This is a genomic window from Vannielia litorea, from assembly GCF_018424695.1.
In the GTDB taxonomy this organism is placed as follows: Bacteria; Pseudomonadota; Alphaproteobacteria; order Rhodobacterales; family Rhodobacteraceae; genus Vannielia; species Vannielia litorea_A.
Window position 1 is genome coordinate 1 of sequence record NZ_QTNQ01000065.1, and the last position, 24,383, is coordinate 24,383.

A 24,383-nucleotide genomic window follows, 5' to 3' on the forward strand; every position below is an offset into this window, starting at 1 on the left:
CGGCAGCGTCAGAGGTGTATAAGCGACACCCCACACCCCCCGGAGATATTTACAGCAAGAAAATGAACAGAGGTAACGTAAGATTAACCCTAACGCGCCATGATTGGCCCACGGTACAGGCTGGAGAGCCGATGACCGTGCAAGGAAATGCCCCGCCGTCGCTGGTTCTGAACCGTCCCGACGGCGGGGTCGCCAGCAGCGCGGCGCAAAAGCGCGCATCTGATTCAAATTTTAGCCGTTCGTGCTCGGCGCGTGGTACGGCCTGAAGGCGTTTGTCGGAGTGGCGATGAATGCGCCGTGGTGAGGCCGGGTGCCCTCTGGCAGCGGTGGTGCCGCTTTGGTCAAGTTGGCCCCACCCCGGGCAGGGAGCGGTGCAAGGCCCATTCAGCGTGCCACCGCCCTGTTTATTTTCTTGCTCCAAATATCTCCCGCCGGAGGCCTGAAATCTCTTTTGGTGCTCCGGACAAGATCTCGCCCGGTCAGTCGTCCGGGCGCTTCAGTTCGAAGACGTTCTCCACCACTGCGTAGTCGCGATACCCGAGGCGGGAGAGTGGCTGGAAAGTGGTCACGTCGAAGCGGCCGTCCTTCAGGCAGTTGTCACGGATGTGCACGCCCGTCACCTCGCCGATGACCATGTGATTGTCTTTCCCCTCCAGCTGGATGAGCTTCACCACCCGGCATTCGAGGTTGGCCGGGGCGTTGGCCACGCGGGGGCAGACCACGCTTTCACACTCGGCCTTTTCGATGCCAGCGGCCTCGAACTCGTCGACCGTGGGCAGGTGGGACTTGGAGGTGGAATTCATCACGTCCTGTGCCGCCGTCTCGACGATGTTGACGCAGAACACCCCCGTTTCGCGGATGTTCATCAGCGAATCCTTGGTGCCGGTGGAGCAGAACATGACCTGCGGCGGCACGTAGGCGACCGCGTTGAAGAAGGAATAGGGGGCGAGGTTGTCATGCCCCTCGGCCCCGCGTGAGCTGATCCAGCCGATGGGCCGGGGCGAGACGATGGCGTTGAAGGGGTTGTGGGGCAGGCCGTGGCCATCCTTGGGTATGTAGAACATGCGCTCTCCTTCGGGCGTTTGCGGGAAGGTAGTGCACATGCTAGGGGGCGGCCAGTGCGGAAGGGCGTGCGGAAGAGGCGGCGGGCGTGATCGGATACGGGCTGAGCGAGGAGCGGGCGGAGGACCGCTGCGAGGTGGAGGCGCTTTATGACAGTTCCTTTGCGCCCGGACGCGAGGCGCTGTCGTCTTACCGGCTGCGCGATGGCGTTGCGCCGGTGGCCGGGCTTTGCCTCGTGGCGCGGGACTCCTTGGGCATTGTGGCGGGGGCCATTCGTTACTGGCCTATCCGCGTGGGCGGTGCCGAGGCGCTCCTGCTGGGGCCGATTGCGGTGCATGCCACCCGGCAGGGCGAGGGGCTGGGCGCCTGGCTGATGACCGAGAGCCTGGAGCGCGCCCGTGCGGCGGGATGGGTCCGGGTGATGCTGGTGGGCGATACGCCCTATTATGCCCGTTTCGGCTTCGAAAAGCTGGAACACGTGGTGATGCCGCCGCCGACCAACCCCGAGCGGGTGCTGGGTACGGGCGATTGGGCGGGCGTTCACGGCGAGGTTGAGCGCTGGGCGCAATCCTGAATCGCCAGGCGCAAGGACCCGGGCTTTGCCCTACTGCGTTCGATGCCAGCGGCGGATCGGCTTTCGACCCGCTTCGAACCTGTTGAAAAATTTCCACGTATCGAACATGTGATTGGCCGGCCCGGCCTGGTCGTCCCAGGCATCGCAGATCACGGCATCGACACCCCATTTGCCGGGCTCGTTGACGTTCTCATCCTTCTCGCGGCCGATGACGACGAAAACATGCTCGTTCGGGATCGACATGAGATCGACCGGGCAGACATCATGCCGGTGTTGGGTGAGGTGCCAGTAGACGGCCATGGCGTGTTCATCGCAATTCCCGCAGCCCGAGCGCAGGGCGCGGTCGGCTGTCCAGCGGATGATGTCGAAGGTCGAGCGGTGCTTCTTGCTCTTCCATTCGTCACGATCTTCCTTGAGGCTGAGGACACATTCCCCGGTTTCGCTCAAGGCAATACCTGAGAACCAGCTTTTCACCGCTTCGGTGCCGTTGTTCGAGGCGCCGAGCGGCATGTTGCCCTTGACGTATTTGATCGCCTCCTTGGCGATCGCGAGGTTGCCGTTCAGGCCGCGACAGATATGGGTGTGCAGGAGGGGTTGAGGTAGAGACATGGAGTAAGTACTTTCGTTTAAATTGTTTTCTGTGGAGACGGAAGAAAGATCCCAGACTCTTCTCTTACCATAAAACCGCCACTTCGGGTGCAACTAAGAGGGCGCTGACAGCAGGCGATGATGCCGGGGCTGCGTTGCGCCAGCCCCTCGGGCGGGCGTGCAGTGCGAGGTGGAAAAGCGGGCCTAACTGGCCGGGCTAGCCAGATCGCAGTGGGTTCTGATCGTTTCGCCGTCTTTCAGCTCGAAGATCTCGGTGCAGCGTCTGCCGTCGATTTCGGCGGGGCGTTGGCCGAGGTCGAGGCTCGACAGGGCTTCGCGCGGGGTGACGAGCCCATCGCCGTCGAGATCGATGAACACCGCAGGGTCGGTATTGATCCTGAACAGCCCCGCCGCCGCGGCGAGGCCAAGGCCGGTGACGGCGAGGGCGAAAAGCGTGCGTTTTTTCATGAGACGGAGACCTCGGCGCTGGGGGCGGACGGGGCCTGCGCTAGCAGGCGTGCGGCCCGATGCCCAGACATGCGACGGAGGCGTGAAGGGGATGTGAAGCTACAGGCAGGACGTTGCCGACCTGGCACGCCCCCTTGGGTCAAAACCCGCCCATACGGGCGGTCATTCCGGATCGGTGTTGTCGAGCAGCCAGGCTTCGGCGCGGGCGCGGACGGATTGCACGCCCTCTGTGCGGGCGGCCTCGATTTCACGGCGCAGATCGGAAAGGTCGATCCGGCGCAGCAGCGATTTCACCGCGCCGATAGAGGCCGGGCGCATGGAGAGGGAGCGCAGCCCGATGGCGCAGAAGCAGGCGGCTTCGAGCGGGCGGCCGGCATCTTCGCCGCAGAAGCTGACCGGGGTGCCGGTGGCATCGCAGCGCATGGCGATCCATTCGAGGAAGCTCAGGAACGATACGTTCAGGCAATCGTAGCGGTGGCGCACGCGCTCGTTCTCGCGGTCTGCGGCGAAGAAGAACTGCTTGAGGTCGTTGCCGCCAATGGAGATGAAATCGGCCAGCTCGAAGAATTTTTGCGGCGCATAGGCGAGCGAGGGCGTCTCCAGCATGGCGCCCACTTCGACGCTCTCGGGCATGGTGTGGCCCAGCTTGTCCTCGCGCTCCAGCTCGCGCATCAGGTGGTCGCGCGCCTCGGTGAATTCTGAAAGCTGCGCCACGAAGGGGAACATCACCGAAAGCGGGCGCCCGCAGGAGGCGCGGATCAGGGCCTGCAACTGCATCCGCATCACGCCCGCCTTGTCGAGCCCCACGCGGATTGCGCGCCAGCCCATGGCCGGGTTTGGCTCATCCTGTGGCTTCATGTAGGGCAGCACCTTGTCGGAGCCGATGTCGAGCGTGCGAAAGGCGACGCGCTTGCCCTGCGCCGCGTCGAGCACGCGGGCGTAGAGTGCGGCCAGCTCGCCACGGCGGGGAACCGAGTTGCGCACGAGAAATTGCAGCTCGGTGCGGAACAGCCCCACGCCCTCGGCGCCGGAGCCCGCCAGCGAGGGCAGGTCGGCCATCAGCCCGGCGTTCATGTGCAGCGATACGGTGGCCCCCGATTTGTCGGTGGCGGGCAGATCGCGGATCGAGGCGTAGCGCTCCACCGCCTTGGCGCGCATCGCGATCTTGTCGCGGAAGGCGTTTTGCACGGTTTCTTCGGGGCGCAGGTGGACCATGCCCTGGTCGCCGTCCACGAGGATGGGGTCGCCGTTGAGCGCCTCGGTGGTGATGCGGCTGGCGTGGATCACCAGCGGGATCGCCAGCGCGCGGGCGACGATGGCGGCGTGGGAGCCCACCGAGCCTTCTTCGAGCACGATGCCGCGCAGCTTGCGGCCATAGGCCAGAAGCTCCCCCGGCCCGATGTTGCGCGCCACCAGAACGGGGTTGGCGGGCATCTCCGAGCCATCGTCCTGGCCCTGCCCGGTGAGCAGGCGCAGAAGGCGGTTGGAGAGATCATCAAGGTCGTGCAGCCGCTCGCGCAGGTAGGCATCGGGCACCTGCTCCATCCGGGCGCGCGCTGCCGACTGCTCCTTCTCCACCGCCGCCTCGGCGGAGAGGCCGCGGCCGATGTCTTCTTCCATCCGGTTCAGCCAGCCCTTGGAATTGGCAAACATCCGGTAGGCCTCGAGCACCTGCCGCTGGTCGCCCTCGCCGAGCGGTGCGGCGGAGAGCATTTCGTCGACCGAGTAGCGCAGCTTGTCCACGGCCTCGCGCAGGCGCACCACCTCGGCCTCCGCATCGTCGGCGATGGGATTGAGAACCACGACGCGCGGCTCGTGCAGGTAGACCCGGCCCTCCGCCGCGCCTTCCTGCCCGGTGCCGCCGCGGAACATGACCGGGTGCTTGTGGCGGGCCGACATGCCGTCGGCAGAGCTTTGGAAGATTCCCAGCTCGGCCATTTCGGCCAGCACCATGGCCACCACTTCGAGGCCATAGACGTCATCATCCGAATAGGCGCGGGCGTCGCGGCTCTGCACCACCAGCACGCCCAGCCGCTCGCCGAGCCGCTGGATCGGCACGCCAAGGAAGGCGGAATACCGCTCTTCGCCCGTCTCCGGCATGTATCGAAAGCCACGCTCGGCAGGCGCATCGGCGGTGTTGATCGGGGTGGTGCGCAGCGCGACCCGGCCCACGAGGCCCTCGCCCAGGCGCATCCGGGTCTGGTGGACGGCCTCGGGCTTCAGGCCCTCGGTGGCGCAGAGTTCCAGCGTCTCGGCATCGCGGAAGAGGTAGATGGAGCAGACGTCGGTGGACATCTCGCAGGCGATCAGCGCGGTGATCTTGTCGAGCCGTTCCTGCCCCTCGCCGGCCTCGGCAAGGGTTTCGCGCAGGCGCTTGAGAAGCCGTCTGCTGCCGGGTTGATGTGCGTCTGGCATTCTGCCCCATGGTTTGCGGCCCCGTGTGCGGGCCGTTCCGAGCACCGGGTATAGACCATCGCGCGGAAGTTGCGAAACGGCTTTTGACGCGGCGGTGCGGTGAAACACGCTGCCTGCGCCGCAGGGCGCGCTCTGCGCTGAATATCACACATCGGCGAATGAATGACGCTGCGGAAGGGTTGTCTCCCTGTCGGGCGCCCGCCCGGTTGATACAATGGCTGCGGGGTAAGAGTTTTGACGTTTTGCAATGCAATCAGAAGCCCGTGCGAGGGCAGATTGGTGCTCGCGCGGGCGGAGAAGGGGAATGATATGACACTCAGCACATTTGCGCGCGGCCTCGCCGGCGCAGCTTTTGCCTGCATTGGCGCAGGGGCCACGCAGGCTGAAACCTACGTCTACGGCGGCTTGAGCTACGGTTCGGCGGACTACGGCTACACCTATGAGATTGCCAGTTCCGAAACCGAGTTTTCCCACCAGGGCGTGGGCGCGTTTCTTGGTATGGGGCGGAGCTTCGCCAGCCGTGGTTCCCTGACCTTCGGCGGCGAAATCGACATTGCGGCAGGCGCGTGGGCATCGGATGTCGAACTGGTGTCTACCACGCCCTGCATCATACCTGGTGACGCCTGTGAGGGCAGCGTGGACGCGCTGATGACCGTGAGGGGCACCGTGGCCTTCGAACAGGCAGGATGGACGCCCTTCCTGACCGCTGGCCTTGCTGTGGGCAAGGTCTCGGGCAGCGCCGATGAGGGGGCCTGCGGTGGCCCCTGCGAATTTGACGAAACCCGGACTGGCTGGGTGGTGGGTGCGGGCTTCACCCGCCCCTTGACAGAGCGTTTCGACCTGCGGGTTGATTACCTTTACACCGATCTGGGCAAGCCCGAGTTCACCGCACCCGACAGTGTGACCTCGGCGGCTATCGTTTTTCAACAGCTTCGGATTGGGGCGCAAATGGCGTTCTGAGCCGTGCGAGTTGCAGAAGAAGGAGGGCCGGGCCGTTAGGCGCCGGCCCTCTTGCATCAGGCCGGGTCGCGCGGCTCGGTGAGTTGGAGCATGACGAGGCCGGCCGGGCAGGCGGCGAAAGTCTCGGTGAGGTGGTCCGGTATCTCGGGGTGCAACAGGCCCACGATGAGGCCGCTGTGGGGCCAGTTGGAGGTGGGGCGCGGCGCGAGGGCGTGGGTGTAGAGGCCCATGGGCGCGGAGTCTTCGCCCGACGCGCAGTCGAGATGGGTGAAGCTGGTGAAGCGCGGGTCGCGGGCGAGGGCGGCCACGTCGGGCACCGGGGCGTCTTCCAGGATGATCTCGACGGCGAGCAGGGCGTTCCAGCTGTCGGTGTCGCGGTGCATGATCGTGGCCTGTGCCGCGCCGGGGAGCGTGAAGCCGCTGAGCTTGGTCTTGTCGGCGGCGGCGGCGAGCACCCGGGCCTCGGCAGCGCTGCGGGATTCGGCATGGTCGGGCCAGGTTGTGCCGGCGGGTAGCTCTGTGCCCATGGCGAGGCCGTCGGCCCCGAGCAGGGCGCGCGCTTGGGCGCGGGTGTCCAGCGCGGCTGGCTCGGCGGGCTGCCAGCCTGCATTCAAGAAGGCCTCAGAGAACCGGTCCGCGAGATCGCCGAAGCCTTCCTTGCGCAGCTCTTCGGGATAGGCGGCGCAGGCCTCTGCCATGAGCGAGAGGAGCGGCTGGAACTGGGGATTGCCTTCCTCCGGGCCTGCATCCGGCTCGGCGTCGGGCGCATCCGCTTCGGGCGCAGGGCGCTCCGACCCCTCACCGCCAAGGCGGCGGCTGACGGCAGAGGCAAGACGGCGCCACACTGGCTCAGGCTTTCTCGAGCTCGAAGGCATCGTGCAGGGCCTGCACAGCGAGCTCGGTGTATTTGCGGTCGACCAGCACGGAGATCTTGATCTCGGAGGTGGCGATGACCTTGATGTTGATGTTCTCGTCGCGAAGGGTCTGGAACATCTTGGCCGCCACGCCCGACTGGGAGCGCATGCCGATGCCCACGACCGAGATCTTGGCGACGTCGGTATCGGCGACAATCTCGCGGAAGTTCAGATCGCCCTTCTCCTTCACGTCGTTCAGCGCCTTCTCGGCGCGGGCGACCTGATTGATCGGGCAGGAAAAGGTCATGTCCGTCCGGCCCTCTTCCGAGATGTTCTGAACGATCATGTCGACGTTCACTCCAGCCTCGGAGAGCGGGCCGAAGATGGCTGCGGCGATGCCGGGCCGGTCGGCTACGGAAATCACCGTCATCTTGGCTTCTTCGCGGCTTGCGGCCACACCGTTCACGGCTTTGCTTTCCACGATATCCTCCTCGGCACAGATCAACGTGCCCGCTTCATCGGATTGTTCTTCGAAACTCGACAGCACCCGCAGGCGCACATTGTAGCGCATCGCCAGCTCGACCGAACGGGTTTGCAGCACCTTGGCACCCAAAGAGGCCAGTTCGAGCATTTCCTCGAAGGCGACCTTTTCCAGCTTGCGGGCCTTGGAGGTGATGCGCGGGTCGGTGGTGTAGACGCCATCGACATCGGTGTAGATGTCACAGCGCTCGGCCTCGAAGGCGGCCGCGAACGCCACCGCGGTGGTATCGGAGCCGCCCCGGCCCAGCGTGGTGACGCGGCCATCGGGGGCGATGCCCTGGAACCCGGCGACCACGGCCACCTTCATGCCCTCGCCGAACTTGGCCATGATGTTCTCGGTCGGGATCTCGACGATGCGGGCGGCGGCGTGGGCGTTGGTGGTTTTCAGCGGCACCTGCCAGCCCTGCCAGCTGCGCGCGGGCACGTCCATTTCCTGCAAGGTCAGCGCCATGAGGCCCGCCGTCACCTGCTCGCCCGAGCTGACCACCGCGTCATACTCGCGGGCGTCGTAGAGCTGAGAGGTTTCCTCGACATAGCCGACGAGCTTGTTGGTTTCGCCCGACATGGCCGAGACGATGACGATCACGTCATAGCCATTGGCCACCTCGCGGCCCACGCGCTTGGCGGCGCGGCGGATACGGTCGGTGTTGGCGACGGAGGTGCCGCCGAATTTCATCACCAGAAGGGGCATGGCGCGGTCTCGTGCAGGTTTCGGCGCGGGATAGGTGACGGAGGGGAAAAGCGCAAGGGTGCTGTCTGATCCATGTCAAGGCGACGGGGGGCGGGACGGGAGAGTGTGGGGGTGGAAAAACAGGAGAGACACATGTCACAGAACACCCCCCACGAGCTGGCAGAAGAGTTCCCGGGCCGCGAGGCCGAGATTTCGGCCCTGAAGCAGAAGGATGCGCATTTTGCCCGGATGGTGGAGCGCTATCACGAGCTGAACCGGGCGATCCACCGGGCCGAGACTAACGTGGAGCCGACGGACGACCTGCACATGGTGGAAATGCGCAAGGAGCGGATGCACCTGAAGGACCAGGTGGCGGCGGCGCTGAACCAACCGGCGTGATGCGGGCCGGTGGCAACGATTTTTCGTACGAAAAATCGTGGTGCGCCCTCAGTTGGTGTCGATCTCGTAGGGCAGCAGCCCTCGGGCGTTGTGGTTGACGCTCAGGCGGCGCTCCAGCGGGGGCACCGAACGCTGGTGGCAGCCCTGGCGCTCGCAGATCCGGCAGGATATCCCGATGGGTTCGAAGGCCGCCGGTTGGCTGGTGTCGAGCCCGTCGGCATAGACGAGCTCGGGCGCATGCGCGACCTCGCAGCCGAGCGCGATGGCATAGCGGCGCACCGGCGCGTTGAAGCTGCCGCCGGGCTTTGACACATCACAGGCGAGGCTGATGTAGCGCACCCCGTCCGGCGTTTCTGCCAGCTGGCGCAGGAAGCGGCCGGGCGTTTCGAAGGCGCGGTGCACATTCCAGAGCGGGCAAGCGCCGCCGAAGCGGGCGAATTGCAGCCGGGTGGCCGAGTGCCGCTTGGTGATGGTGCCGGCTTGATCCACCCGCACGAAGAAGAAGGGGATGCCCTTGGCGCCGGGGCGCTGGAGGGTGGAGAGCCGGTGGGCGACCTGCTCGATGGAGGCGCCGAAGCGGTCGGCGAGGCGCTCAAGGTCGTGCCTTGTGTCGCGGGCGGCCTCGAGAAAGGCGCCATAAGGCAGCAGGGCGGCCCCGGCAAAGTAATTGGCCAGCCCGATCTTGGCGATGGCGCGGGCCTCGTCAGTCTTGAACCGGGCAAGGTCCAGCGTGGCCTCCAGCAGGGCATCTTGAGTGATAAGTGCAAGCTGGTGAAAGATCTGGAAACGCCGGGTGGCCGCCGAGGCGCGGGCGGGCAGGGTGAGGCGGCGTGCCTCGGCATCGAAGTGGCGCAACGCGGTTTCATCGGTGAGCGAGAGGGTTACGCCGGCGTTTTCAAGCTGCTTCAGCGCCCTGTCCGGATCAGTTCCGTCGCCTGCATAACGCTCGGCGGCGCGGTCGATGGCATCGAGGTAATTGTCGCAATAGTGAAAGAAGTCGCGCACCTCTTCCCAGGGCGATATCGGCGCAGGGCCGCCGGTGCCCATGGCCTCATCCAGCAGGGCAAGCCGTTCCTGCCCCTGCCGGTGGGCGCGGTGCAGCTCGAGGAAGGCACGGGCGAGGGCAGGGGCGTTGGAGGCGGTGAGCCGCAGGTCGGCCAGTGGCGGCGTGTCGGTGAACACAGGGTCGGCGAAGGCCTCGCGCATATCGGTGACCAGCCGCTCGGTATCGCCCGAGCTCAGCTCTGTCACGTCCTGCCCGAACTCCTGCGCCAGCGCCAGCACCACCCGCGCCGAGACCGGGCGGTTGTTGTTTTCCATCTGGTTGAGATAGGGCAGCGACACCCCCAGCTTGCCTGCGAAGGCCTTCTGAGTCAGGTTCAGCCGCGTGCGGATTTCCCGCAGCTTGGCGCCGGCGTAGAGCTTTTGCGTGGGCATGATGCCCGGTTTTTGCAGATTCGCAGGCCCCGCGCCAGTGTTTGCAAATCAGGTCAGGGCGTCGGTCGTGTCGGCCAGCTGGCGCTCGCGCATCAGCACCACGAGGATTGCGCCGAGGCTGGCCGTGGCGGTGGAGACCATGAGCACCAGAAGGGGCAGGGGGGTGGAGCCTTCGCCCAGCAAGGCCGCCGCGAGGGCGGAGAGCGAGGCCCCGCCCGCGATCTGGATCGCGCCGCCCAGGCCTGAGGCCGATCCGGCCAGGTCGGGGCGCACCGAAACGAGCCCCGCCGCGCCGTTGGGCATGACCAGCCCGTTGCCCAGACCGACGAAGGTGAACATCGCGAAGAACAGGAAGGGGTCGCGCAGCCCGGCCAGGAAGGCCGCAAGGTGCAGCGCCAAGCCTACCACGGTGAGGATGGTTCCCCAGAGCACCATGCGGTTGATGCCGAAGCGCGTGGAGAACCGCCCCGAGAAGAAGTTGCCCAGCAGGTAGCCCACGGCGGGGAAGCCGAAGTAGAAGCCCATTTGCGCGGGGTCCAGCCCGAAATACTCGGTGGCCAGAAACGGCGCGCCGCCGAGGTAGGCGAAGAAGGCGCCGGAGGCGAAGGCGGAGGCCAGGGCATAGCCCCAGAAACGGTAGGAGGTGAGCAGCGTGGGGTACCCGCGGAACTGCTCTGTAAAGCGGGCCTTGCGGCTGTGCAGAGTTTCGCCGAGGTCGGTCAGGACCAGCGCCAGCAAGATCAGCCCGAAGCCGAACATCAGCCAGAACGAGGCCTGCCAGCCGAACCATTCGTCGAGCTTGCCGCCGATGGCGGGCGCGATCATGGGCACGATGCTCATGCCCATCGTCACATAGCCGATCATCGAGGCGGCCTGGTTCATCGGCACCACGTCACGCACGATGGCGCGGGACAGCACCATGCCGGCGGCCACGACCGCCTGGCACATGCGGAAGAACAGGAAGCTCTCGACCGTGGGCGCGTAGATGCAGCCCAGCGTGGCGAAGAGGAAGATGGTGATGGAGCCGATCAGCACCACTCGCCGCCCGAACCAGTCGGAGAGCGGGCCGACGATGATTTGCAGCACCGCGTTGACGGCGAGGAAGAGCGAAACAGCCAGCCCGATCACCCGGTATTCGGTGTTGAAATGCGCCGCCATGGCTGGCAGCGAGGGCAGGAAGACGTTCATGGTGAGCGCCGTCATCGAGGCGACGAGCACCAGGGTAAAGACATGTGGGGGCGTGGATCGGTCTGCGAAGCGGACCTTGCTTCCGTAACTCATTGCGCGGAGTTAGGCGGGGCGATCTGCTTTGTCTACTATTTGGGCGCTAAAAATATGCGCAGGTCATGAAATATTCTAATTTGCAGTTAGCATTCTGTGAGTTGCCAATACTTTGCAAATTTTCCGAATTTCCCTTTGTCCCGCGTCCGTGAAACCCTATAGCAAGGCAAATTCAGCGGGGAGATGGCCATGAAGGACATTCTGGAGCAACTCGAAGAGCGCCGCGCCGAAGCGCGCGCCGGGGGTGGCCAGCGGCGGATCGAGGCGCAGCACGCGAAAGGCAAGCTGACGGCGCGGGAGCGGATCGACCTGCTGCTCGATGAGGGCTCCTTCGAGGAGTTCGACATGTTCGTGGCGCATCGCTGCACCGATTTCGGGATGCAGGAGCAGCGCCCCGCGGGCGACGGCGTGGTGACGGGCTGGGGCACGATCAATGGCCGCATGGTCTATGTGTTCAGCCAGGATTTCACTGTCTTCGGCGGCTCGCTCAGCGAGACCCACGCCCAGAAGATCTGCAAGATCATGGACATGGCGGTGCAGAACGGCGCGCCGGTCATTGGCCTCAACGACTCGGGCGGCGCGCGGATTCAGGAAGGCGTGGCGAGCCTTGCGGGCTATGCCGAGGTGTTCCAGCGCAACATCATGGCGAGCGGCGTGGTGCCGCAGATCAGCGTGATCATGGGCCCCTGCGCGGGCGGCGCGGTGTATTCGCCGGCGATGACCGACTTCATCTTCATGGTGAAGGAAAGCAGCTACATGTTCGTCACCGGCCCTGACGTGGTGAAAACCGTTACGAATGAGCATGTTACGGCGGAAGAGCTGGGCGGCGCCTTGACCCATACGAAAAAGTCATCCGTGGCCGATGGGGCCTTCGAGAACGACGTGGAAGCGATGACGGAGGTGCGCCGGCTGGTGGATTTCCTGCCGCTGAACAACCGCGAAAAGCCGCCCGTGCGTCCCTTCTTCGACGATGTGGCGCGGGTGGAAAAGAGCCTCGACACGCTGGTGCCTGAAAACGCCAACACCCCCTACGACATGAAGGAGCTGATCGTGAAGATCGGCGACGAGGGGGATTTCTACGAGATCCAGGAAAACTACGCCAAGAACATCATCACGGGCTTCATCAGGCTGGAAGGCCAGACGGTCGGCGTGGTGGCGAATCAGCCGATGGTTCTGGCCGGGTGCCTCGATATCGATTCGTCGCGCAAGGCTGCGCGCTTCGTGCGATTCTGCGATGCCTTCGAAATTCCGATCCTGACGCTGGTGGATGTGCCGGGTTTCTTGCCGGGCACGAGCCAGGAGTTTGGCGGCGTCATCAAGCACGGCGCCAAGCTGCTCTTCGCCTATGGCGAGGCAACCGTGCCGAAGGTGACGGTGATCACCCGCAAGGCCTACGGCGGGGCCTATGACGTGATGGCCTCCAAGCACCTGCGCGGGGACTTCAACTATGCCTGGCCGACCGCCGAGATTGCGGTGATGGGGGCCAAGGGGGCAACGGAAATCCTGTATCGGAGCGAGCTGGGCGATGCCGAGAAGATCGCGGCCCGGACGAAGGATTACGAGGACCGTTTCGCCAACCCCTTCGTGGCGGCGGAAAAGGGCTTCATCGACGAGGTGATCCAGCCGCGCTCTACCCGCAAGCGGGTGGCGCGCGCCTTTGCCTCGCTTCGCAACAAGAAGCTGACCAACCCTTGGAAGAAACACGACAACATTCCGCTCTGAGCGGAAAATCGCTTGGTCGGTCCCGACCGGCGTGGGGGATAGCCAGAATGAAGTTTTCATGGCACAAACAGCGCCACGCCCGCCGCCACTCGGAGGGTGAATCAGCGAGATCTGGCCGTCTTGCTCGCCTGAACAAGGCGCACGGCCTTGAGCCGGACGTCCGCGTCCGGTCGTTCCGCGCAGGGGAGGGGAGGCCCCGGCGCGGAGCGTTGATTCTGGGGCTTCTCTTTTTCGCATCACCAGCCTGCGCAGCCGAACTTCCGGAAGACTGGGCGGCGTTTCACGATGCGGTTGTGGAAGTGCATGTGGGCCGCACCGAAGGCGCAGAAGAGCGTTGGCTGGTCATGCGTTACCTCGCCCCGCAGATCGCCCGTGACGGCGGTTCGCTGGGCTATGAGGACGTGGCCGAGGAAATGGACGCGCTGTGCAACGGCGAGGGTCTTTCCACCGCTCTGGCCCATGAATCACCTGTCGACCAGATCGTCATCACCCTGATGGACCGGGTGGTGGAACGGGGGCAGCCCGACCCGGAGGCAACGCAGTTTATCGCCTCCTACGATGTGACAGAGGCCGGGTGCGAGTGGCGGTGATGGTGGTAAATGCCAATAAAACAAGACGCTTGAGCGTTTTGCCCCGGGGGTTTGATGCAATCCCGCCACAGCGGATTCATGTGCGCGGATGGGCCTGTTTTTCCTCTGATAATTGCATTAACCTCACGCTTGGCCAGACCTATTTGGCTGTGAACTCGAATGAGGGACCTGGGGAGTGTCAACGCTTTCTGCGCACCTCACAGATTATTAGGAGACAGAGATGTCGAAGAGCATCAAAACCCTTCTCGCCATCAGCCTCGTTGCCTTCGTGGCTGCCTGCGCCCAGCAGGACGAAGTTGTTGTGGAAGAAGTCGTGGTCGAAGAGCCGACCTACTCGAAGTACTGATTCTACACCGGGGCAGGCCTTCGGGCCTGCCCCGACCCTCCGCCCGCTCATCCGGGAGCGTGGCGCATGATCAAGCATCGCGGCTTTCCAGGCCGCCTCCCCGGAACCGATTTCCAGTTTACCATCCGACGACCCTCCAAGGGCGGCGCAACGCCTTTGAAGGCGCGGGAACGCTATGCCGATCGGCGCCCTGCCGACAGGCGGGCCGATTCGGGCTTCATGGCCGCCCTCTGGGCGCAGTTCGGCGCGGAGCCGTTCGAGCGGGGCAACCTCGATGCCGGGCGGCTGGGCTGGCTCTTTGGCCGCGAGGTGCTTCCGGCGGAAGACCCGTTTGACCCTGAAAGCTACGAAGCCCTTCTCGTCATTGATGAAAATGCGGCGCGCCGATCCTTCCCCGAAGCCTTCGAAGAGGAGGGCTGGGCGTGAACCTGCCGACGGTTACACTGAGGAATTGGCGGGAAACGGCTCATAACTGCCGCAAGGTCATGCTGCGCTTGTCCGGCGCCCGCCCGGCTGCGATGTTCAACCAAGGTTCGGCGTTCTCCAGCAAGCTTGCGCCGGCCCTAATAAGTCAAAACCGTTACCCTTCCCCTTCAATGTGGTCTGGCCCTTTTCGGGTCAGACCACATCCTTTTTCGGACGGGCGAAAGCCTGCCATGGCGACGGTGTTCGGTCGCCGGGTTAACGAATTTGGCTTCACGGATTCCGGTTTCTGCTGTAATACTCTGCCTACAAACAAGAAAACTCGAGGCAGTACATCATGCAAAAACTCATCTGGGCAGCCGCCCTTCCTTTCGTGTTCGCCCTTTCCGGGTGCCTTGAAAACGACGTGCAGCGCGCTGCCGTCGGCGCGGGCGTCGGTGCGGTTGCCGCAAGCGCAACCGACAACGACCCGCTCATCGGTGCCGCCGTCGGTGCCGGCGTGGGCGCCCTCTCGGACGACATCGCCGACGCGTTCTAAGCCAAGGCACACAAAGCGAGTTTCCGCCGGGCCATGGAACCGGCCCGGCGGGCTTCCTGTTTCTTCCTCAGACCTGAAATCGCTCTGCACCGCCCCGCGCGACAGAGCCAAGAGTTTGAGAGGCAAAGAGACATGCGCAAGATCATTCTGGGCGCGACCCTTCCCGCAATTCTGCTCGTCGCTGGCTGCGACAACGACTTCGAGCGTGCCGCCGTTGGCGCCGGGGTGGGGGCAGTTGCCGCCGAAGCCACGGACAACGACCCGGTTGTTGGCGCGGCCGTTGGCGCCGGCGTGGGCGCCCTTTCCGACGACATCTGACACATCCGCTCCCCGCCGCGCACCGGCCGGGCAGCACCGACATCACCAAAGCGTTCTTCGGGCCAGCTGCCCGGGGGGCGCTTTTTGCGTTTCGGAGCCCGGCCGGGCCCAAGAGGAAGAGGGACAACAGCCATGTTCGAGAAGATCCTGATCGCCAACCGGGGGGAGATTGCCTGCCGCGTGATCAAGTCGGCGCGCAAGATGGGGATCAAGACGGTGGCCGTCTATTCGGACGCCGACAAGAACGCCCTTCACGTGGAAATGGCCGACGAGGCGGTGCATATCGGCCCGCCCCCGGCCAACCAGAGCTACATCGTGATCGACAAGGTGATGGACGCCATCCGCCAGACCGGCGCACAGGCGGTGCACCCGGGCTATGGCTTTCTGTCCGAGAACCCGAAGTTCGCCGAGGCGCTGGCCGCCGAGGGCGTGGCCTTCATCGGCCCGCCCGTGGGCGCCATCGAGGCGATGGGTGACAAGATCACCTCGAAGAAGATCGCCCAGGAGGCGGGGGTGAGCACGGTGCCCGGTTACATGGGGCTGATCGAGGATGCCGAGGAGGCGGTGAAGATCAGCACCGAGATCGGCTACCCGGTGATGATCAAGGCCTCTGCTGGCGGCGGCGGCAAGGGCATGCGGATTGCGTGGAACGACACCGAGGCGCGCGAGGGCTTCCAGAGTTCAAAGAACGAGGCGGCAAGCAGTTTTGGCGACGACCGGATCTTCATCGAGAAGTTTGTCACCCAGCCGCGCCACATCGAAATTCAGGTGCTGTGCGACGGGCATGGCAATGGGGTTTACCTGGGCGAACGCGAGTGCTCGATCCAGCGGCGGAACCAGAAGGTGATCGAGGAGGCGCCCTCGCCGTTCCTCGACGAGGCAACGCGGAAGGCGATGGGCGAGCAGGCCGTCGCGCTGGCGCAGGCGGTGGGCTACACCTCTGCCGGGACGGTGGAGTTCATCGTCGATGGCGAGAAGAACTTCTACTTCCTTGAAATGAACACGCGGCTCCAGGTGGAGCATCCGGTGACCGAGCTGATCACCGGCGTCGACCTGGTGGAGCAGATGATCCGCGTGGCCAATGGCGAGCCGCTGAGCATGCGCCAGGAGGATGTGAAGCTGAACGGTTGGGCGATGGAAAGCCGGATCTACGCTGAAGACCCCTACCGCAACTTCCTGCCCTCCATCGGGCGGCTGGTGGCCTACCGTCCGCCGGCGGAAGTGGCCGAGCCCACGCGGGCGGTGCGCAACGACACCGGCGTTTTCGAGGGCGGCGAGATCAGCATGTATTACGACCCGATGATCGCGAAGCTCTGCACCTGGGCACCGACGCGTGAAGAGGCCATCGAGGAGATGCGGGTGGCGCTCGACAGCTTCGAGCTGGAGGGGATCGGGCACAACATCCCCTTCCTCGCGGCGGTCATGGACCACCCCAAGTTTGTCTCCGGTGACATGACCACGGCCTTCATTGCCGAGGAGTATCCCGACGGCTTTGAAGGCGTGGAGCTGAGCGCCACCGACAAGCGCCGCGTCGCGGCGGCGGCGGCGGCGATGTATCGCGTGACCGAGATCCGCCGCAGCCGCGTTTCGGGGCGGATGGACAACCACGAGCGCATGGTCGGCTCCGACTGGGTTGTGAGCGTGGGCGGCGAGACGCTTGTGACCGAGATCGCGGCCGACAAGGGTGGCTCCACCGTGGCCTTCTCCGACGGCACGGTGCATCGCGTGGCCTCCGACTGGACTCCGGGTGACAGCCTTGCCCGCGTGCAGATCGACGGCGAGTTGATGGTGCTGAAGGTGGGCAAGCTCACCAGCGGATTCCGCATCCGCTTCCGCGGTGCGGATGTGCCGGTGAAGGTCTGGACACCGCGGCAGGCCGAACTGGCCGCGCTGATGCCCGAGCGGCTGCCGCCCGACACCTCCAAGATGCTGCTCTGCCCGATGCCGGGCCTGATCGTGAAGGTCGATGTGGGCGAGGGCGACGAGGTGCAGGAGGGGCAGGCGCTTTGCACCGTGGAGGCGATGAAGATGGAAAACATCCTGCGTGCCGAGAAGGCGGGCAAGGTGGCCAAGATCAACGCCGGGCCGGGTGACAGCCTGGCGGTGGACGATGTGATCATGGAGTTCGAATGAGCCCGGGGCTGCGCGCAATCCTCGCCCATGCGGTGGGCTTCGCCTCGGGTCTGTTCATGGCCTGGGCGGTGGTCAATCTTCTGGGCCGCCTCGTAACGCCTGACGGCAAGACGGGGGCGGGGTTGGCGATGCTTGTGGCCATGGCCGTGGTTTCGGCGCTCGCGGGTCTTGTGGCCTGGACGATGATCGTGACCCGGATCATGGGCTTCGTCGCGGGGCGCGACTGGTGGATCCGGGGCGTGGGCGCGGTGCTGGGGGTGATGGTGATGGGCGCGGGGCTGATGCTGGCCGGCATTTTCGCCCCCGCCGAGGCGCTGATCCTGATGCTCTTCATACTCTTCGCGCTGGGCGGCTGGGCCACCCACGGGCGGGTCACGGGCGAGGGCTGATGGACTGGCTGGCGAACCTTGATGCGCGGATCTGGCAGGCGGTGATCGCCGGCCTGTTTCTGGGCGCGGGCTGGTTCGTCAATGGTCTGCTGAACCGCCGGGCGGCGGAGGCGCTGCGGCAGGAGAAGCTGCGCGACATGCACCGCGCACTGTACGCCGAGATCGGCAACAACCTCGCCAACCTCTGGGACGACGCGCGGATCGAGAGCTATGCCGAGGGGATGCTGGAGCGGATGCGGGAGGATGAGGACTTCGTGCCCTTCATCCCGCGCGAGCACAACGACACGGTGTTCGACACGCTCCTGCCCGACATCTACGTGCTGCCGCGCCAGACGATCGACCCGATCGTGGCCTATTACAGCCAGCTCAAATCGCTCGCGGCGCTGGTGGACGACATGCGCGGCGAGGCCTTCAAGGCGATGTCACAGCCCCGGCGGATTGCGATGTATTCGGATTATATCGAGATGAAGAAGCAGGCGCTGAGCTTTGGCCGCTATGCCAACGCGGTGATCGACGCCTTCGGGAAAGGCGGCCGGGAGGCCGCCGAAGCGGTGAAGCTGGAGTTCAATACCCCGGCTGAGGGCCCGTCCGACCAGTTACCGGGATCGGAGTGAAGGGAATGTCGCTGCGTTTGCTCATATCCGCTCCTCTGGTGCCTGAAGGGGTTCAGGCTTCTGCCTTACATATAGGGCCTTATGGCGCGTTTCTCAAGCGTTCGCCGCGCGGTCTGCCTGCTCATTTCTGCCGCAGCTCGTCGCGACGGAGCGGCCATTTGTCGATGCTGCGGGTAATCTCGCGCACGTCCCAGGGGATCGGTTTGCGCAGCTTCACTTCGCCGTCCTTGCCGATGAGGACAAGCTGGAAGCCGCGCGGGCGGAGTTGCCTGCGTGCCGGGCTCATCGCGTCGGGCTCCGTGTCGGTAATCACCACCACGTCGCGGTCGATCAGCGGGCCCGGTCGGGCGGCGAGCAGTTCGAGCTGTTCGGAAAAGCGCGGGTCTGCCGGGGTATCGGCGAAGACGACGACGGGGCGGCGCAGCCAGAGCATGTCGGCCAGGTTCACCTCGGAGGCGGCGACGATCTGCAACTCGGTCGCCTCGCCTGCTGCTTCGGCGGCCAGCGCCTCGGCGGCCTCTTCCGCAGCGCCATCGGAAATGACGGCGGGGCCGGTTTCCTGCGCCCAGAGAGGCGCGGCGAGGGTGATGGCAAGGGCGATGGGGGCAAGCCGCATGAAATTCTCCTGTTGCCAAGGATATAGGCGCGTTCGCGCCGAATGCGAAGGGGCCACGCGGCCCTGTGATCTGAACGAGATGACCCGGACCTGAAAAGGAGGCTCCGATGAGCAAGACCGACGACTGGAAGGCGATTGCCGAGAAGGAACTGCGGGGCAAACCGCTGGAGGGGCTGAACTGGGAGACGCTGGAAGGCATCACCGTGAAGCCGCTTTATACCGAGGAAGACACGGCGGAGCTGGGCCATATTGGCTCGATCCCCGGGGAGGCGCCCTTCACGCGCGGGCCGAAGGCGACGATGTATGCCGGGCGCCCGTGGACCATCCGGCAGTATGCCGGGTTCTCCACCGCCGAGGAGTCGAACGCCTTTTATCGCAAGGCACTGGCCGCCGGGCAGCAGGGCGTTTCGGTGGCCTTCGACCTGGCCACGCACCGGGGCTATGACTCTGACCACCCGCGCGTGGTGGGCGATGTCGGTAAGGCGGGCGTGGCCATCGACTCGGTGGAGGACATGAAGATCCTCTTCGACGGGATTCCGCTTGATGAAGTGTCTGTTTCCATGACGATGAACGGCGCGGTGATCCCGATCCTCGCCAATTTCATCGTGACCGGCGAGGAGCAGGGGCATGACCGTGCGCTGCTTTCGGGCACCATTCAGAACGACATTCTGAAGGAGTTCATGGTGCGGAATACCTACGTGTATCCGCCCGAGCCGAGCATGCGGATCATCTCGGACATCATCGAATACACCTCGAACGAGATGCCCAGGTTCAACTCCATCTCGATTTCCGGCTACCACATGCAGGAGGCGGGCGCGAACCTGGTGCAGGAGCTGGCCTACACGCTGGCGGACGGGCGCGAATACGTGCGCGCGGCCATCGAGGCGGGCATGGACGTGGACAAGTTTGCCGGGCGGTTGAGCTTCTTCTTCGCCATCGGGATGAACTTTTTCATGGAGATCGCCAAGCTGCGCGCCGCGCGGACGCTCTGGCACCGGATCATGACCGAGTTCGGGGCGAAGAGTGAGCGCAGCAAGATGCTGCGGACCCATTGCCAGACCTCGGGCGTGAGCTTGCAGGAGCAGGACCCCTATAACAACGTGATCCGCACGGCCTATGAGGCGATGAGCGCGGTGTTGGGGGGCACGCAGTCGCTCCATACGAATGCGCTGGACGAGGCGATTGCCCTGCCCACCGAGTTTTCCGCCCGGATCGCGCGGAACACGCAGCTGATTTTGCAGGAAGAAACGCAGGTGACCCGCGTGGTCGACCCGCTGGCGGGGTCTTACTACGTGGAGAGCCTGACGGATGACCTCATCCAGAAGGCCTGGGAGCTGATCGAAGAGGTCGAGGAGATGGGCGGCATGACCAAGGCCGTGGCCTCGGGCATGCCGAAACTGCGGATTGAGGAGTCTGCGGCGCGGCGGCAGGCGATGATCGACCGGGGCGAGGAGGTGATCGTCGGGGTCAACAAGTACCGCAAGGACAAGGAAGACCCGATCGACATTCTCGACGTCGACAATGTGAAGGTGCGCAACGGGCAGGTGGCCGCGCTGGAGAAAATCCGTGCGACGCGCGACCAGGCGGCCTGTGATGCCGCGCTGGGCGAACTGGAGCGGCGGGCGAAGGAGGGAGGCAATCTTCTGGAGGCGGCGGTGGAGGCCGCGCGTGCCCGGGCAAGCGTTGGAGAGATCAGCATGGCAATGGAGAAGGTGTTTGGCCGTCACAGGGCCGAGGTGAAGACCCTGGCCGGAGTCTATGGCGCCGCCTATGACGGCGACGAGGGCTTTGCCGCGATTCAGAAATCGGTGGAGGAATTCGCCGAGGAAGAGGGCCGCCGCCCGCGGATGCTGGTGGTGAAGATGGGGCAGGACGGGCACGACCGGGGCGCAAAAGTGATTGCCACCGCCTTTGCCGACATCGGCTTTGACGTGGACGTGGGGCCGCTCTTCCAGACGCCCGAGGAAGCCGCACAGGACGCGGTGGACAATGACGTGCACGTGGTTGGCATCTCCAGCCAGGCCGCGGGGCACAAGACCCTGGCGCCCAAGCTGGTGGAGGCGCTGAAGGAGGCCGGGGCCGAGGATATCATCGTGATCTGCGGCGGGGTCATTCCGCAGCAGGACTATGATTTCCTGTATAAATCCGGCGTGAAGGCGATCTTCGGGCCGGGCACCAACATCCCCTCGGCGGCGCAGGATGTGCTGAAGCTCATCCGGGAAGCGCGGAGCTGACTGAAAGGGCCGGGGCGCGGCGTTGCTGCCCCCGGCCTCACGCGCCTAAGAAACCTTCGAGCACGTTCACCGTGTTGATCCCGACCGCCTCGATGGCATAGCCGCCCTCCATGCAAAACACCGTGGGCAGGCCCAGCCCGGCGATGCGGCGGCCCGCATCGGTGAAGTCGTCGCTCTCCAGCTTGAAGAAACTGATCGGGTCTTCCTTGTAGGCATCCACCCCAAGCGACACCACCAGCGCCTCCACCCCGGCGGCCTTGATCTGCGAAATCGCGTCGTACAGCGCCTCGGCCCAAGGGGCATAGGGGGTGCCGGGAAGCATCGGGTAATTGAAATTCGCCCCTTCACCCGCGCCTGCGCCGCGCTCGTCGGCATAGCCGAGGTAGAAGGGGTAGGCGTGGCGCGGATCGCCGTGGAGTGAGGCGAAGAGCACGTCTGCCCGGTCGTAGAAGATGTTCTGCGTGCCGTTGCCGTGGTGAAAGTCGATGTCGAGCACGGCGACCTTGCCCGCGCCGCCATCGCGGAACATCTGCGCCACCACGGCGGCGTTGTTGATGAAGCAATAGCCGCCGTACTGGTCTGCCGTGGCATGATGGCCGGGCGGGCGGCAGAGCGCGAAGGCGGCCTGCGCGCCTGCGGCCACGTGGCGCTGGGCGGCCTGGGCCGAGGCGACGGAGGAGAGGGCGGCGCGCCAGGTGCCCCGGGTGATGGAGGTTTCCGAGGCGTGGCTGTAATAGCCCACCTTGCCGTCGATATATTCCGGGCAGCGGTCGGTATGCATGCCTCGTGCGGGCATTCCGGCGGCGATGACCTCGCCCGCCATACCGGCGGCCTTCCACTCGTCGAACGCGGTTTCGAGAAAGCGCAGGAAGCCCGGATCGAGCAGCTTTTCCACCGGGGCCATGTCGGGCGCATCCGGTGCGACGATGTCGGCCAGGCCCTGCTCCTTGAGCCGGTTCAGCACGTATTCCACGCGGGACGGCCGCTCGTAGGGGGTGACGAACTGGCCGCCGGTCAGCTCGGCCTGCGGAAAGTGCAGGCGGTGATCTTCGGAGAAGAAGGTGCGCATCGGCGGGCTCCTTTTGTGTGGTGGCCGCAAGCCTAGCAGAGCCAAGGGCAGGGGCCATCGGAATGTGCGGAACGAGGCTGCTCATGGAGGTGAGCAAGAACGCCGAAAGCTTTACGGCGCAGGGGTTTAGGGGCAGAGTTCGGACGGGGAGGAGTTTGGCATGAACCCGGCGGAATGGCTTCACAGGACGGCGCACGCACGGCCTGCCGACCCGGCAATCTACTGCGGCGAGGCGCTGGTTTGCGACTACGCGGGGTTTGACCGGCAGGCGCGGGAGATCGCGGGCGGATTACAGGCGCGCGGACTCGTGGTGGGAGACAGGGTGGCGGTGTTTCTGCCCAACCGGGTCGACTATCTGCCGCTGCTCTTCGGGATCTGGGCGATGGGCGGCGTGGCGGTGCCGGTGAACGCCAAGCTGCACCCGCGCGAGGTGGCCTGGATCGTGGAGAATGCGGGCGCGCGGCTGGTGGTGGCGCAGGATCCGGAGGCACTGCCCAACGCGGGCGTGAGCGTGCCGGTGATCGCCTCGGTCGCGGACCTGCAGGGCGCGCCACAGGACGCGCCCGTGGCGATGGCGGCGCGTGATCCGGCCTGGATCTTCTACACTTCGGGCACCACCGGGCGGCCCAAGGGCGCTGTGCTGACGGCGGGCAACCTGATGGCGATGTCGCTCAGCTACCTTGCCGACGTGGACGAGGTGCGACCCGAGGATGCCGCGCTTTATGCCGCGCCGCTCTCGCACGGGGCAGGTCTCTACGCCCTCGTGCATGTGCTGAAGGGCGCCCGCCACGTGGTGCCGGAGAGCGGCGGGTTCGATCCGGCGGAGATCTTCGCGCTGGCGGCACATCACCGGAACATCTCGATGTTCGCCGCACCGACCATGGTGAAGCGGATGACGGCGGTGGCAAAGGCGGGGGGCTCTCGCGGCGCGGGGGTGAAGACAATCGTTTACGGCGGGGGGCCTATGTATGTGGCCGATATCAAGGAGGCGCTGGCGCTTTTCGGGCCGGTCTTCGTGCAGATCTACGGGCAGGGCGAGGCGCCGATGACGATCACCGCCCTCTCGCGCGGCGACATCGCCGACACAGCGCATCCGGACTGGGACGCGCGGCTCGGCTCCGTCGGGCGGGCGCATTCGGTGGCGGAGGTGGCGGTGGTCGACGAGGCGGGCACGCCGCTTCTGCCCGGCGAGGTGGGCGAGATCGTGGTGCGCGGGGCAGCGGTGATGCAGGGCTACCTCGGCAACCCAGAAGCCAACGCGAAGGCTCTGAGGGGCGGCTGGCTCTGGACCGGCGACATGGGCCGGCTCTCGCCGGAGGGCTACCTCACGCTGCACGACAGGGCGAAAGACCTCGTGGTGTCAGGTGGGTCCAACATCTACCCGCGCGAGGTGGAAGAGGCGCTGCTGGAACACCCGCGCGTAGCGGAGGTGTCTGTTGTGGGCGCGCCCGATCCGGAGTGGGGCGAGGTGGTTGTGGCGTTCGTCGTTTGCGACGGCGCTGTGCACGAGGCCGAGCTCGATGCGGCCTGCGCGGCGCGGATTGCCCGGTTCAAGACTCCCAAGCGCTATGTCTTCGTCAATGAGCTGCCGAAGAACAACTACGGGAAAGTGCTGAAGACGGAGCTGCGGGCGCGCTTGGCGGCGCGCTGACCGGTGCCGGACCGCCGCCCGCCCGGCGCCTTCCGTTTGAGACCGGGCTGGGCTCACCATTCGAGCCGTATCAAGAAAGAAGGCCGCGCACCGACACGGGCAGGCCGCGCCCGCCTATTCCCGCTTGTAGGCCTCATCCGCGCCGCGCAGCTCTGCGGGGGAGGCCAGGCCGTCGCGGTTGGCGTCCACCCTGCGGAAGGCGTAGCCGTAGGCACCGAAGGTGACGATGGTTTTGGCGGTGGATTGCCCAGCCTTGGCCATGGCGCGCACGAAACTGCGAAACTCCTTGCGGGTGAGCATCCCGTCCTTGTTCCGGTCGGCCCCGACAAAGGCGTTCACCTCGGCTTTCGTGGCGTTCACCGCCTGCGCCGTGAGGGGCGCGGCGGGCAGGAGAAGCATCAGCACCAGGACCAGCAGAGGCAGGATCAGCGGGGAGACCATGAGGGTGTGCGTGCGGATCATGTCAGGGCGCCTCGGGGGCCGGAACAGGGC

General features: G+C 65.4%; 25 protein-coding genes. 14 read left to right on the forward strand and 11 right to left on the reverse strand.

Annotated features, from left to right (window positions below):
- Positions 1–479: 479 nt before the first annotated feature.
- The gene (locus DYI42_RS17740; protein ID WP_213547662.1) at positions 480–1,064 is read right to left on the reverse strand and encodes a flavin reductase family protein; all 585 of its coding nucleotides are present in this window, start codon (positions 1,062–1,064) and stop codon (positions 480–482) included.
- 86 nt (positions 1,065–1,150) lie between these two features.
- On the opposite strand from DYI42_RS17740, the gene DYI42_RS17745 reads away from it, so the two are divergent.
- A complete protein-coding gene (locus DYI42_RS17745) occupies positions 1,151–1,636 on the forward strand; it encodes a GNAT family N-acetyltransferase (protein ID WP_342344693.1) in 486 nt (161 codons plus the stop codon).
- A 30-nt stretch (positions 1,637–1,666) separates the two neighbouring features.
- Here DYI42_RS17745 and DYI42_RS17750 read toward each other — a convergent pair whose 3' ends face one another.
- The 3 genes from DYI42_RS17750 to ptsP form a co-directional block, all read right to left on the reverse strand.
- Positions 1,667–2,245 carry a hypothetical protein gene (locus tag DYI42_RS17750; protein ID WP_213547664.1) on the reverse strand — a complete coding sequence of 193 codons (579 nt, stop codon included), beginning with the start codon at positions 2,243–2,245 and terminating at the stop codon, positions 1,667–1,669.
- Between the two features lie 183 nt (positions 2,246–2,428).
- The gene (locus tag DYI42_RS17755; protein WP_213547665.1) at positions 2,429–2,692 is read right to left on the reverse strand and encodes a hypothetical protein; all 264 of its coding nucleotides are present in this window, start codon (positions 2,690–2,692) and stop codon (positions 2,429–2,431) included.
- 162 nt (positions 2,693–2,854) lie between these two features.
- Complete coding sequence (gene ptsP, locus DYI42_RS17760; RefSeq protein WP_213547666.1) at positions 2,855–5,107, reverse strand: phosphoenolpyruvate--protein phosphotransferase; 2,253 nt, start codon at positions 5,105–5,107, stop codon at positions 2,855–2,857.
- A 309-nt stretch (positions 5,108–5,416) separates the two neighbouring features.
- Between ptsP and DYI42_RS17765 the strand changes: the two genes are divergently transcribed.
- Positions 5,417–6,067, forward strand: coding sequence for an outer membrane beta-barrel protein (locus DYI42_RS17765; RefSeq protein WP_213547667.1), 651 nt, complete (start codon positions 5,417–5,419; stop codon positions 6,065–6,067).
- Positions 6,068–6,123: 56 nt separating this feature from the next.
- Here DYI42_RS17765 and DYI42_RS17770 read toward each other — a convergent pair whose 3' ends face one another.
- Together DYI42_RS17770 and DYI42_RS17775 are read right to left on the reverse strand one after the other, a co-directional pair.
- Positions 6,124–6,912 (reverse strand): hypothetical protein, encoded by a 789-nt coding sequence (locus DYI42_RS17770; protein WP_213547668.1) that lies wholly within the window; start codon positions 6,910–6,912, stop codon positions 6,124–6,126.
- 4 nt (positions 6,913–6,916) lie between these two features.
- The gene (locus DYI42_RS17775) at positions 6,917–8,152 is read right to left on the reverse strand and encodes an aspartate kinase (protein ID WP_213547669.1); all 1,236 of its coding nucleotides are present in this window, start codon (positions 8,150–8,152) and stop codon (positions 6,917–6,919) included.
- Between the two features lie 132 nt (positions 8,153–8,284).
- On the opposite strand from DYI42_RS17775, the gene DYI42_RS17780 reads away from it, so the two are divergent.
- A complete protein-coding gene (locus DYI42_RS17780; RefSeq protein WP_213547670.1) occupies positions 8,285–8,530 on the forward strand; it encodes a YdcH family protein in 246 nt (81 codons plus the stop codon).
- A 48-nt stretch (positions 8,531–8,578) separates the two neighbouring features.
- Here the strand turns inward: DYI42_RS17780 and DYI42_RS17785 are convergent, their stop codons facing one another.
- Both DYI42_RS17785 and DYI42_RS17790 read right to left on the reverse strand, forming a co-directional pair.
- Positions 8,579–9,967, reverse strand: a complete 1,389-nt coding sequence (locus tag DYI42_RS17785; protein ID WP_213547672.1) for a helix-turn-helix domain-containing protein — start codon at positions 9,965–9,967, stop codon at positions 8,579–8,581.
- A 48-nt stretch (positions 9,968–10,015) separates the two neighbouring features.
- Positions 10,016–11,248 (reverse strand): multidrug effflux MFS transporter, encoded by a 1,233-nt coding sequence (locus DYI42_RS17790; RefSeq protein ID WP_213547674.1) that lies wholly within the window; start codon positions 11,246–11,248, stop codon positions 10,016–10,018.
- A 189-nt stretch (positions 11,249–11,437) separates the two neighbouring features.
- Here DYI42_RS17790 and DYI42_RS17795 point away from each other — a divergent pair, with 189 nt between their 5' ends.
- The 9 genes from DYI42_RS17795 (at position 11,438) to DYI42_RS17830 (ending at position 18,321) form a co-directional block, all read left to right on the forward strand.
- Complete coding sequence (locus tag DYI42_RS17795) at positions 11,438–12,970, forward strand: acyl-CoA carboxylase subunit beta (RefSeq protein WP_213547676.1); 1,533 nt, start codon at positions 11,438–11,440, stop codon at positions 12,968–12,970.
- Positions 12,971–13,179: 209 nt separating this feature from the next.
- Entirely contained in the window at positions 13,180–13,560 is a 381-nt protein-coding gene (locus DYI42_RS17800; protein ID WP_213547677.1) for a DUF6497 family protein, read from the forward strand.
- A gap of 220 nt (positions 13,561–13,780) precedes the next feature.
- Positions 13,781–13,906 (forward strand): hypothetical protein, encoded by a 126-nt coding sequence (locus DYI42_RS24505; RefSeq protein ID WP_256377575.1) that lies wholly within the window; start codon positions 13,781–13,783, stop codon positions 13,904–13,906.
- A gap of 66 nt (positions 13,907–13,972) precedes the next feature.
- A complete protein-coding gene (locus tag DYI42_RS17805; RefSeq protein ID WP_213547678.1) occupies positions 13,973–14,332 on the forward strand; it encodes a hypothetical protein in 360 nt (119 codons plus the stop codon).
- Between the two features lie 334 nt (positions 14,333–14,666).
- Positions 14,667–14,867, forward strand: coding sequence for a YMGG-like glycine zipper-containing protein (locus DYI42_RS17810; protein ID WP_213547679.1), 201 nt, complete (start codon positions 14,667–14,669; stop codon positions 14,865–14,867).
- Positions 14,868–14,999: 132 nt separating this feature from the next.
- The gene (locus DYI42_RS17815; RefSeq protein ID WP_213547680.1) at positions 15,000–15,185 is read left to right on the forward strand and encodes a YMGG-like glycine zipper-containing protein; all 186 of its coding nucleotides are present in this window, start codon (positions 15,000–15,002) and stop codon (positions 15,183–15,185) included.
- 132 nt (positions 15,186–15,317) lie between these two features.
- Positions 15,318–17,318 (forward strand): acetyl-CoA carboxylase biotin carboxylase subunit, encoded by a 2,001-nt coding sequence (locus DYI42_RS17820; RefSeq protein ID WP_213547681.1) that lies wholly within the window; start codon positions 15,318–15,320, stop codon positions 17,316–17,318.
- Positions 17,315–17,707 (forward strand): hypothetical protein, encoded by a 393-nt coding sequence (locus DYI42_RS17825; protein WP_213547683.1) that lies wholly within the window; start codon positions 17,315–17,317, stop codon positions 17,705–17,707. Before DYI42_RS17820 ends, DYI42_RS17825 begins: the two co-directional genes overlap by 4 nt.
- A complete protein-coding gene (locus DYI42_RS17830; RefSeq protein ID WP_213547685.1) occupies positions 17,707–18,321 on the forward strand; it encodes a hypothetical protein in 615 nt (204 codons plus the stop codon). The genes DYI42_RS17825 and DYI42_RS17830 overlap by 1 nt, the downstream gene beginning before the upstream one ends.
- A gap of 121 nt (positions 18,322–18,442) precedes the next feature.
- Here the strand turns inward: DYI42_RS17830 and DYI42_RS17835 are convergent, their stop codons facing one another.
- Positions 18,443–18,937 carry a DUF4174 domain-containing protein gene (locus tag DYI42_RS17835; RefSeq protein ID WP_213547687.1) on the reverse strand — a complete coding sequence of 165 codons (495 nt, stop codon included), beginning with the start codon at positions 18,935–18,937 and terminating at the stop codon, positions 18,443–18,445.
- A gap of 107 nt (positions 18,938–19,044) precedes the next feature.
- Between DYI42_RS17835 and scpA the strand changes: the two genes are divergently transcribed.
- A complete protein-coding gene (gene scpA / locus DYI42_RS17840) occupies positions 19,045–21,171 on the forward strand; it encodes a methylmalonyl-CoA mutase (RefSeq protein ID WP_213547693.1) in 2,127 nt (708 codons plus the stop codon).
- 37 nt (positions 21,172–21,208) lie between these two features.
- Here scpA and DYI42_RS17845 read toward each other — a convergent pair whose 3' ends face one another.
- Entirely contained in the window at positions 21,209–22,240 is a 1,032-nt protein-coding gene (locus DYI42_RS17845; RefSeq protein ID WP_213547694.1) for a histone deacetylase family protein, read from the reverse strand.
- A 160-nt stretch (positions 22,241–22,400) separates the two neighbouring features.
- Between DYI42_RS17845 and DYI42_RS17850 the strand changes: the two genes are divergently transcribed.
- The gene (locus tag DYI42_RS17850; protein ID WP_213547695.1) at positions 22,401–23,891 is read left to right on the forward strand and encodes a class I adenylate-forming enzyme family protein; all 1,491 of its coding nucleotides are present in this window, start codon (positions 22,401–22,403) and stop codon (positions 23,889–23,891) included.
- 114 nt (positions 23,892–24,005) lie between these two features.
- Here the strand turns inward: DYI42_RS17850 and DYI42_RS17855 are convergent.
- Positions 24,006–24,383, reverse strand: a 378-nt coding sequence (locus DYI42_RS17855) for a hypothetical protein (RefSeq protein WP_213547696.1), incomplete at its 5' end; no start/stop codon positions are given.